We start from the raw sequence: 9325 nt of genomic DNA on the forward strand, positions 1-9325 counted from the left end.
AAATTGATTATGTTCTGAGAGAGCACCCCAGGAGCAAGGCAGAATGGAGAAGATTCTTGAGTGGCAATATCAAGCTCCAAAACTGTTAAAGGCTGATGATAAAATTTGGCAAAGTTAGTAGTTACTTTAAATTTCGGAAGGAACTAAATTTGTAACTTAATATAGTCTATACTATTGTCATATTGTCAAATCGCATCACTCTTGTCGCAGTGGTTTGTGCATTCTGTAAGTAAGGGAATTTTTAGTTTCTTGCTTAAAACCTGTACTTTTGAAGATTTATGTTAGAAAAATCTATGGAATCTAGAGAATCTATCGATTTAGACCTTAGTCGTTACTTATTGATATTAAAACGATGGTGGCTACCTGCAACTGCGATATTTGCAGCTACTGTTATGCTCAGTGTTATAGCTACACAATTTATGAAGCCATCCTATGAAGCCGAAGGAAAACTGTTATTTAGAATTCCTTCTTTTAAAGTAGTAGGCTCCAATCTTTTGCCTACTAACACTGAAGGAGGAGATGCAGGAGATTTAAAATCCCTGCTAGCAACTCAAAATCCTATAAACACTCAAATAGAAGTTATTTCTTCACCTACTCTATTGCAGCGAACAATAGACAAACTAGGGCTTAAAGACGAAGAAGGTAAACCTATAGAGGTAGACCAACTACGGAAAGCCGTGATTATGAAGGTTGTTAACGGCACAGATGTATTGGGAATTAGGTATACCAGCCATGACCCTGAACAATCAGCTGCAGTGGTCAACACAATCATGAATCTTTATTTAGAAAATGATATTTTGACAAATCGCTCTGAGGCAGCAGCAACTCGTCAATTTATTGCCAAGCAGCTTCCTAAAACTCAAGAGTCTGTTAATAATGCAGAAGTAGCGCTACGTATATTTAAACAGAAGCATCAGATAGCAGATTTATCAGAGGAGACAAAATCAGCCGTTGCAACTATTGGAAATCTAGACAATGAAATGAATACTGTTAAGGCTCAACTGGATGAGGTAAACGCCCAAACCAATGAACTGCGCCAGAAAGTAGAGCTAAATTCTCAAGAAGCGATCGCTGTGAGTGCCCTCAGTCAGTCGCCAGCAGTACAGGGAGTTCTTACACAACTTCAAGATACCGATCGACAGCTAGCGGTTGAACGTAGCCGTTTCCTAGATGACAACCCCGTAATTATTAACTTAGAAGCAAAGAGAGCTAGCTTAAAATCCCTCTTGCAACAGCAAATTGGTCAGACTGTTGGTAATAAAACACCAATTCCGCAGAGCCTATTGCAGATTGGAGAACTTAGGCAAAACCTGATCCAAAATTTTCTGCAGTCAGAAATACAGCGCTTTGGTTTAGCTAAAAGACTCTCCTCTCTATATAATTCCCGTTCTGCGTACGAGCAGCGAGTGAAACTCATACCTCAGTTAGCACAAAATCAGCGGGAATTAGAACGGAAAGTTGAAGTTGCAGAATCGACATATCAAACTCTTTTGAAAAAGGTTCAAGAATTACAGTTAGTTGAGAATACCAATACAGCCAGTTCGCGGATTATTGTTCCGGCTTTAGTGCCAGATAAGCCAGCAATAGGCAAAAAAATTATTGTTCTATTGCTAGGAGTGATATTCGGTTTATTTTTGGCTACTACAAGTGTTCTCTTACTAAGCATGAGAGATAGATCTTTGAAAACACTTAAGGAAGTCCGAGATGTATTTAGATATACATTGCTAGGAATTGTTCCTTTGTCTGTTAAAAAGGTTCGCTCCCGTTATTCAAATGTAGAAGAAAAAATTGCTGTCAGAGATACGCCTTACTCTTTAACTAGCGAAATGTACCGAATGATTCAAGCAAATCTGAAATTCCTGAGTTCAGATAAAGTCCTGAAAACTATCCTGGTAACTAGCGCAGTTCCTAAAGAAGGCAAGTCTACAGTTTCAGCTAATTTAGCAGCAGCGATCGCTCAACTAGGGCGTAAAGTTTTACTAATTGATGCAGATATGCGAGTTCCTTCTCAGCATCATCTTTGGCAGCTAACCAATGCACTTGGTTTAAGTGAAGTTCTTGTAGGTCAGGCTGAATTTGACGTTACTGTATCTAGGGTAATGGATAATCTTGATGTCTTAACTGCTGGAGTTAGACCTCCCAACCCACTTGCTTTGCTTGACTCGAAACGGATGGCATCATTAATTGAAAATTTCTCATCTCAACATAATTATGATTTTGTAATTATTGATGCTCCTCCCCTGCTTTTGGCAGCCGATGCTTTGACTTTAAGCCAAATGACTGACGGTATTTTGTTAGTAGCTCGACCTGGGGTAATCGATTCTAACAGTGCTAACGCTGCTCAAGAGATGTTAGAAAGATCTAATTACAATGTACTAGGCTTAGTCGTGAATGGAATCATTGATAAAAATGAATCTAGTAGTTATCTATATCACGATCATGAATATTTTAAACCAACAAAGTTGGCAAAAGAGTTTCAGAAACTTGCAAAAAAATAAAACTTTCAAAGGTTAGGAACGACTCCAATAGATATTAATAAACCATGATCCTGATTCATGTGAGAGTTTTAAATGGGGAATGTAGCTTAAAACTTACAGTTCGCCCATTTTATTTTTAATTTTTTAGGGCTTACGCAAGAACCCTCTTAAACTATCATTTCCCCGTGACCTCTGCATCCTCTGTGTTTCGTTTTCCGTTATCTGTGCGTAAGGGGTATAAGCACCACTGGTAGAGAAATGGGGTACTCAGACCCATGTTGCGCTCTCATTCACAGCAGTTCTTCATGGGGGTCATTTCCCCCTACTAAGTGTCCCTTTCAAGAACTACCTCTTGCTTGAAGCAACAGCTAGCTTTACCAGGGAATTACCTATGCCTTAGTGTAGCCTGATATAAGTATTACCTATCTTCGCAAACGCTGAAACTTTGATTATTTACCACCACACTTTTTCTTAGTTCCTAATAAATGAGCGAGCAGTGTGTTATAAAAATGAGTTGTAGACAAAAACGCTGGATAAATTAGGATTTTGCCATACAACTCAATTCCATACTTTTAACTACTACCGCATTTCGTATGCCCCTCTATCGGATCGTGAACCCTTCACACGAGGGTCGCCTAGAAAATCGGTTTTCACACTATTGAACTTCATACCACTATTGATTGCTGCACTGGCCCACTTCAGCCTAAAATCACCAGCCGAGCCATTCATAAACTCTGAATCTGCAATAATATCACTAGATCCAGAAACACTTATCGAGGAACTATTCGCGTTGAGGTTGTAGTCAAACCTAATGTTGCTACCACCCCATCTCCCGTTTATCGGTTTCCCACGCTCAGAATAAAGGATGTTATTGAGAACGTTGATATTATTTGAATCATTAACCGAGATTTGCCCGTATGCAATTTCCGGACTTTGGTTATTCAGATAACTAGTGTTGTAGACAATATCGATATTCTCACTTTGGAATGTATGAATGCCACCACCACCATTTTTATATGAGATGTTGTTGGCAATCAAAGTACGCCCTCGATACGGACTCAATCTTGATCCCTTTTGCTTATTCATTGCGCGATCAATAATAATGCCATTACCGTCTTGGATCTTGCCATTACGCATCCAGGGAACGAGCATTTGATTCTTGTAAACCCTGTTTCTGGTCACAAACATCTTATAGTTTTGGTTGTTGTCAGAATTCCAATTGTTGAGCAGCGAAATGCCACTACAGCCGTAAACTGAGTACCAGGCATTATTGAACACCTCGTTATTCTCTATTGTTAGATAGTCTGATTCAGTCGCTGAAATGCCTCCGCCTCCACAATCATGTACCTTGTTGTTGAGAATTCGTATATGGTGGGTGTGACCATTTTGTGTTCCATCTATGCTGATGCAATTTCCATTGGTCAGGGGGTTTGATTGGTTATACTTCTGACTTTCTCCATAACGACGGGTCATATTGCCATTGTTCCCTGCAACCTCCAACCCGTTAATTTCAATATATGATGCTCCATTGGAAATCCAAATTCCATGCCATCCATTGTGCTGAAGTTTCGGTCTATGTCCAGGATATGCTTTATACCTAATCCATGCCTTTGCCCTTCCAGAGCGTTTAATATCTACTACCGTTCCAGTTGGATATGCATTCTTGTATACCCCGTCCATAATAAGTACCGTGTCTCCAGGGTTAGTCAGGTCTGCCGCCCTTTGAATTGTCCTAAAGGCAGATGAGGTAGTGCGTCCGCTATTTTTATCGTTTCCTTTACCACTAACATAATATTTTGTCGCAGTTGGAACCTCGCTGATCAGCTTGCGGCTTGGTAGTGGCATTTCTTGATCGGTGGATGACTGATGAACATCTTTAACAAAAGACTCTGTGATTCTCTGTCCTTGAACCACACCTGTTAATGCCCAGGGAAGTATAAGAGATGCGCTCAAACTGAGAAAACCTAAACCATGAATCATCATAGGGAAAAAATAGGGTATGTTGCAAAAACTGATTCGTCAACGGTCAGTAACTCTAGCCTTAGTCAGTAACTCAGTATTGGTTACAGTCGTGTAACTGCCATTTGTAAGTTTATACACCGTTTCTCAGGTTACCACCTGAGAATTACCACGTAAATATGGCTGAAAAGCCTTTTTAGCTTGTCTTCCAAAAAATAGCAACTATATAGTAAAAGTACTGAAGGAAAATGATTCAGTATCCAGCGCTACTTCATTAATGGACACCAAGCAAGTGTACAAATGGCGTCATTTCGAATTCGACATTATTGTACTGTGTATACGGGATATCTGTGGTTAAGATACTATATATGTCATCAATTAGTTAATTTAGTTAAATAATTCTTATGATAATAATAATCATTGATGAGTTAATAAGCATATACATAATAGATTTTACACCTACATCTTTTAAAGTATTATCATTCTCATTAAATATTAGAGTAATTAAAACAAAGTTTGAAAAAGCGTATTAATACCAGATTAAAAATTTTCGGTGAAAACTTTAGGTCTATAGTATTTGTAAGCAAGTAATACTACTTAAAAAGATATTAAAATTAGGATATAAAATACAATTTTCGAGGAAGCGATCGCTTCATGTAAGCCAGTTCTCTACCCTAGTCTTGCCTTATCCTGTGGCCTTGACGGTGCATAGGTTTCTTTGCCATAGTAGTACGAGAATAGCTACTCTAACCTAGAAGTTTTTCTTTGAAATAAGAGACGCGTTGCATAGCTTGCTTCTCTGGAAAAATACGGTTCTACGCATCATATTTAAACACATCATTTAAGCAAGTACGCAAAAATAAATAAAACTATAGCGATCGCCATAACGGTTAGGACGCTAGATGTAAGATATGCTACATCGCATCCCGTAGATACTATGGATTGAATCACCATAAGAGCGGAAATCGTAACTGTAGGGTTTAGCCATAGCAAATCAGACCATAGCAGGTCATGATAATACTTTTAGTCTACGTCCTAATAGACTATACGGTTGCTATATTAGACTTATCCGCAAATGCGAAATCCTTAGTGTACAATGATTTTAGCGATTCTACCGCAAGTGCGATCGTCAGCGCTTAATGGACGTAAGAATCAGACTTTGGGGAATAAATCGAGCTAAATCATCACTTGGGAGTGGAAAGATAGGAAAAATCAAATTTTATTTTTATCACTTAAACTTAAGTATTAACAGATAAAAAATATGAGCAATTAAGTCGCAATCTTACAAGTCCAGAAACTGCCATTATTACCTGGCTATAGCGATGACGAGATAAACGAAATCTCTCACTCGCTACTCGAAATATTTTTACTCGGCATATCATATGCTCAACACTAATTCTGCGTGACGATAATTGTTTATTCTCTTCTTTCTGTAGTTGTGAAATCTCTGAGTTTTTTGGTTTCTTATGTGGTGTAGTAATTTTATTTTCTCCGATATAAGCTTTATCGCCGATAAATTTTTGTTCAGCATCGAATTTATGCCGTGTTTCTCTAAATAAACCTATGTCACTTGTTTTACCTAATTGCCCAACGCATACATCAACAATATCTTCACCATTCGGTAGCACAATAAATTGGTTTTTTAGAGGATGCATTTTTTTCTTTCCCGAATAGTATTTTTTCTGCTCTTGATAGTCTACAGGTCTTTGTATGGCTTGCTCTGCGCTATCGACAATTAATTCATATTCACCAAGGATTCGACGCAACTCTTGATATTTTTCACTATCTGCTTTTACTTCTTCTATTTGAGATGCTGGTAAGATTTCTCTGAGGATTCCTAACCAATAATTAAATGTATCATTAGCTTTTGTTTTAGAAATATCAAAGAGGAGACCTAATATTTCAAAAATTGGTTTTTGTCGAAGATAAACTAGGCATAAGCATACTCCTTCTTTTGGAGATATATCCGGTTTCCGTCCCCCACCAGGAGCAATAATACGAATTTTATTTTTTTCAATTTCTGCACATTTTTCAGCATGGTGTTTTTCTGCCAATTTTACTAATGCTATAAATTGCTCATAATCAATACAAATTAGCTGCTTTGCTTCTTGCGGATGTGATTCAATTCTTGCCAAAGGACTTGTCATTATTCAATTCGCATATTTCTTAATTATTCTTTGATTATCCCACAAAGCTTATATTAAGGATAAGTCTATTGGATGAGACTAAATATCTTGATACATCAGGGTTGAGGATGACGTTCAAACTGTATTACACCGAAGTGAAAATCGCTTGGAATGATTAAGTTGCCCGGTCGATTTTTTGCACTTCTTCATCAAATAGTTTCACATTGATAGCTTGGGCTGAGTCTTCAATGCTAGAAACCTTACTAGCACCAGGAATTGGCAAAATAGCGGGCGACTTGGAACGCAACCACGCCAAAACGATATTATATACTGAAACGCCTTTTTCTTTAGCTAAGTTAGCGATCGCAGGGATATCTTGCAAGTCTTGATGGCGACGCTTACCACCAAAGGGACTCCAAGGCAAAAACGTCAATCCTTGTTGTTCGCAATACTTCAACACGCCGTCATTTTCTGGCTGTCGTTGCCAAGGGCTGTATTGATTCTGCACTGAGACAATATCTACCACATCCTGCGATCGCTTAATTTGTTCAACGGAAAAGTTAGAAACTCCCACAAATCGAATTAAACCTGCCTCGACTGCTTCTTTAAGTGGCGCAAGGGATTCTTCAATGGTGTACTTAGGATCGGGCGAATGGTATTGCCAAACATCGATGGGTTTAGTACCACCTAAAGCTTCAAAACTAACTCGAATTGTTTCGCGTAAATGTTCTGGGTTCCCGTTGCTTGTCCAGTTTCCATTGGGACGCATCAAACCGCCCTTAGTTGCCACAATTACTTGGCTAACATCGCCTTTGTAACTACTAAGTGCCTTGTGAATTAGCCGCTCGTTGTGGTGCTTATCTGATTCATCTTTGCAGTAAGAGTCGGCAGTGTCAATAAATGTGATACCCAGATCGAGGGCCCGATGAATAACTTCGATTGATTCCGATTCGGGAGGGCGATTAGAAATTGACATGGGCATACCACCCAAACCGATCGCACTTACAAATATACCAGTTTTTCCTAGCTGTTTGGTTTCCATGCTTCTAGCTATAGCTTTCTGTCCCAATTATCCATCAGTTAACCAAAGCTTTTTTAGCGATCCATCAGAAATCTTCCTTAGTACTTAGACTTGGTGATCAGTAAATGGGCGATGAGGGGAATACTCTACTCAGGGGTTAAATATTCTATATACAAGTACAGATGAAAATTGTAGAGGAAACCCGTACCCGATTGCAGCTAAAGCATCGACCACTCGGATATTGGTTTAGCGGGTGGTGCATTTTTACTGTCTGTTTAAGCTTTTTGATTTACTGCTTATTTTTTGAGCCTGCTTCAGTTAGAATAACTTGCGATCGCATCTCACCAAACCAAATCAACTGTGAATTCAAGCGGTTTAATTTGTTGGGAAGCATGGAAAAGCTTAAAATGTTTGATCCTGAAGAAGCATACATCCTGACAAAGACTGGTAGCAAAGGGCGAAAAAGCTATCAAGTTATTATTGTCACTCCATTTAGAGACTTTGCTTTGCTATCAAATATTAGCTATCAAGAGAATGAGGAAGTTGTATTAAAAATCAATAATTTTATCAACTCTAGGCAAACTTCCCTATTAGTGCAGCAGAATCAGCGTAATTATTTATTTTTCTTAAGTTTATTTATATTGATTATTATGGCGATCGCTGCTTATTTTGCAACCTCGCCTGTAACTACGTGTACCTTCTATAAAAGTATCGATAAGGTATTTATCGAACGTAAAAGTTTGCGTGGCAATCAAATTATCGAACATCCACTAGAAAATATTCTGCGTTTTGATATTCAAGAAAAGCAATATAAATACTCCAAGCTTTACCGGGCTGTAATTATGATGAAATCTGGCGAGGAAATTCCAATTAACCCACAATATACTGATGAAAAGAGCATCAGATATGCAGTTTATAGAATACATTCATTCTTAAAATTTTAACAAAAAATCGTTTCAATACCCATAATTTATGATTTATGAAGATTTTTTAATAAATTATGTATGAAGTAGCTATTAACACTATATTTCAAGGTTGATAAACCTTATTGGCTTGATGTAACTAACCAAAAATTCATTGAATTATGAAACTATTAGCATTAGGTAGTTCCTTGTTAGCTATTGTTGGATCGGTGGTCAGTTTAACACTGCCTGCAACAGCAATCAACGTAGCATACTTTGCCAAGACAACACAGGTTCTTTATTTTCCTCCTGTTGGAGATCAGGAACTCAGACTAGCGGAAATTCTTCTTCCTCGTGGTAAGTGGATAGTTAATTATTCAGCGACAGCTGGAAACAATGGAACCAATGGCATTGCGCGATGCTATGTCCGCGCCAGAGAAACAGGTGAGATTATTTCTATACACGCAGCCGCCCTTGGAACACAGCTGGGTGGATCTATAACAACTACAATCGGTGGGGTTACACTCGTTAATTTAAATCAGCCAACCACAATGGTTCTTATCTGTACCCACGATTATACTAATGGGAGACCTTTCATTGATAGTGGTGCTGAGATAGCCGCTTACTAAGCAAGCCCTTAGAGGTTGTTTGAAAAGTGGTTTGTTGTGCTTTTAATCGAATTATTACCCCCCTTAATCCCCCCTTATAAAGGAGGGAAACAATAAAAAAATCCGGTTCCCTCCCCTTTATAGAACCCATTTGACATCTTTTACTGTGTTGAAGTAAAGTGAGCGCAAAAGTTGTATAAAGTAGTAATGCCATACTCTAGCAGCCTCACAG

6 protein-coding genes are annotated in these 9325 nt (G+C 38.4%); 3 read left to right on the forward strand and 3 right to left on the reverse strand.

All coding sequences use genetic code 11. The features are described 5' to 3' along the window. Window positions 1-278 precede the first annotated feature (278 nt). A complete protein-coding gene (locus V7K32_RS12730; RefSeq protein ID WP_334993667.1) occupies window positions 279-2498 on the forward strand; it encodes a GumC family protein in 2220 nt (739 codons plus the stop codon). Between the two features lie 558 nt (window positions 2499-3056). Here the strand turns inward: V7K32_RS12730 and V7K32_RS12735 are convergent. From V7K32_RS12735 to V7K32_RS12745, 3 genes are all read right to left on the reverse strand, one after another. After that, a complete protein-coding gene (locus V7K32_RS12735) occupies window positions 3057-4460 on the reverse strand; it encodes a right-handed parallel beta-helix repeat-containing protein (protein ID WP_334993669.1) in 1404 nt (467 codons plus the stop codon). A 1214-nt stretch (window positions 4461-5674) separates the two neighbouring features. After that, window positions 5675-6583, reverse strand: a complete 909-nt coding sequence (locus V7K32_RS12740; RefSeq protein WP_334993671.1) for a transposase family protein — start codon at window positions 6581-6583, stop codon at window positions 5675-5677. Between the two features lie 154 nt (window positions 6584-6737). Further along, complete coding sequence (locus V7K32_RS12745) at window positions 6738-7604, reverse strand: aldo/keto reductase (protein WP_334993673.1); 867 nt, start codon at window positions 7602-7604, stop codon at window positions 6738-6740. 161 nt (window positions 7605-7765) lie between these two features. Between V7K32_RS12745 and V7K32_RS12750 the strand changes: the two genes are divergently transcribed. Next, the gene (locus V7K32_RS12750; RefSeq protein ID WP_334993675.1) at window positions 7766-8527 is read left to right on the forward strand and encodes a hypothetical protein; all 762 of its coding nucleotides are present in this window, start codon (window positions 7766-7768) and stop codon (window positions 8525-8527) included. 140 nt (window positions 8528-8667) lie between these two features. Continuing rightward, entirely contained in the window at window positions 8668-9114 is a 447-nt protein-coding gene (locus V7K32_RS12755; RefSeq protein ID WP_334993677.1) for a hypothetical protein, read from the forward strand. The last annotated feature ends 211 nt before the right edge of the window (window positions 9115-9325 follow it).

Source organism: Nostoc sp. (assembly GCF_036917635.1).
Lineage (GTDB): Bacteria > Cyanobacteriota > Cyanobacteriia > Cyanobacteriales > Nostocaceae > Nostoc.

Bases quoted from the DNA above. Each gene is read 5' to 3' on its own strand.
- V7K32_RS12750 (WP_334993675.1), top strand. From the start codon at position 7,766: ATGAAAATTGTAGAGGAAACCCGTACCCGATTGCAGCTAAAGCATCGA.
- V7K32_RS12740 (WP_334993671.1), bottom strand. From the start codon at position 6,583: ATGACAAGTCCTTTGGCAAGAATTGAATCACATCCGCAAGAAGCAAAG.
- V7K32_RS12730 (WP_334993667.1), top strand. From the start codon at position 279: ATGTTAGAAAAATCTATGGAATCTAGAGAATCTATCGATTTAGACCTT.
- V7K32_RS12755 (WP_334993677.1), top strand. From the start codon at position 8,668: ATGAAACTATTAGCATTAGGTAGTTCCTTGTTAGCTATTGTTGGATCG.
- V7K32_RS12745 (WP_334993673.1), bottom strand. From the start codon at position 7,604: ATGGAAACCAAACAGCTAGGAAAAACTGGTATATTTGTAAGTGCGATC.
- V7K32_RS12735 (WP_334993669.1), bottom strand. From the start codon at position 4,460: ATGATGATTCATGGTTTAGGTTTTCTCAGTTTGAGCGCATCTCTTATA.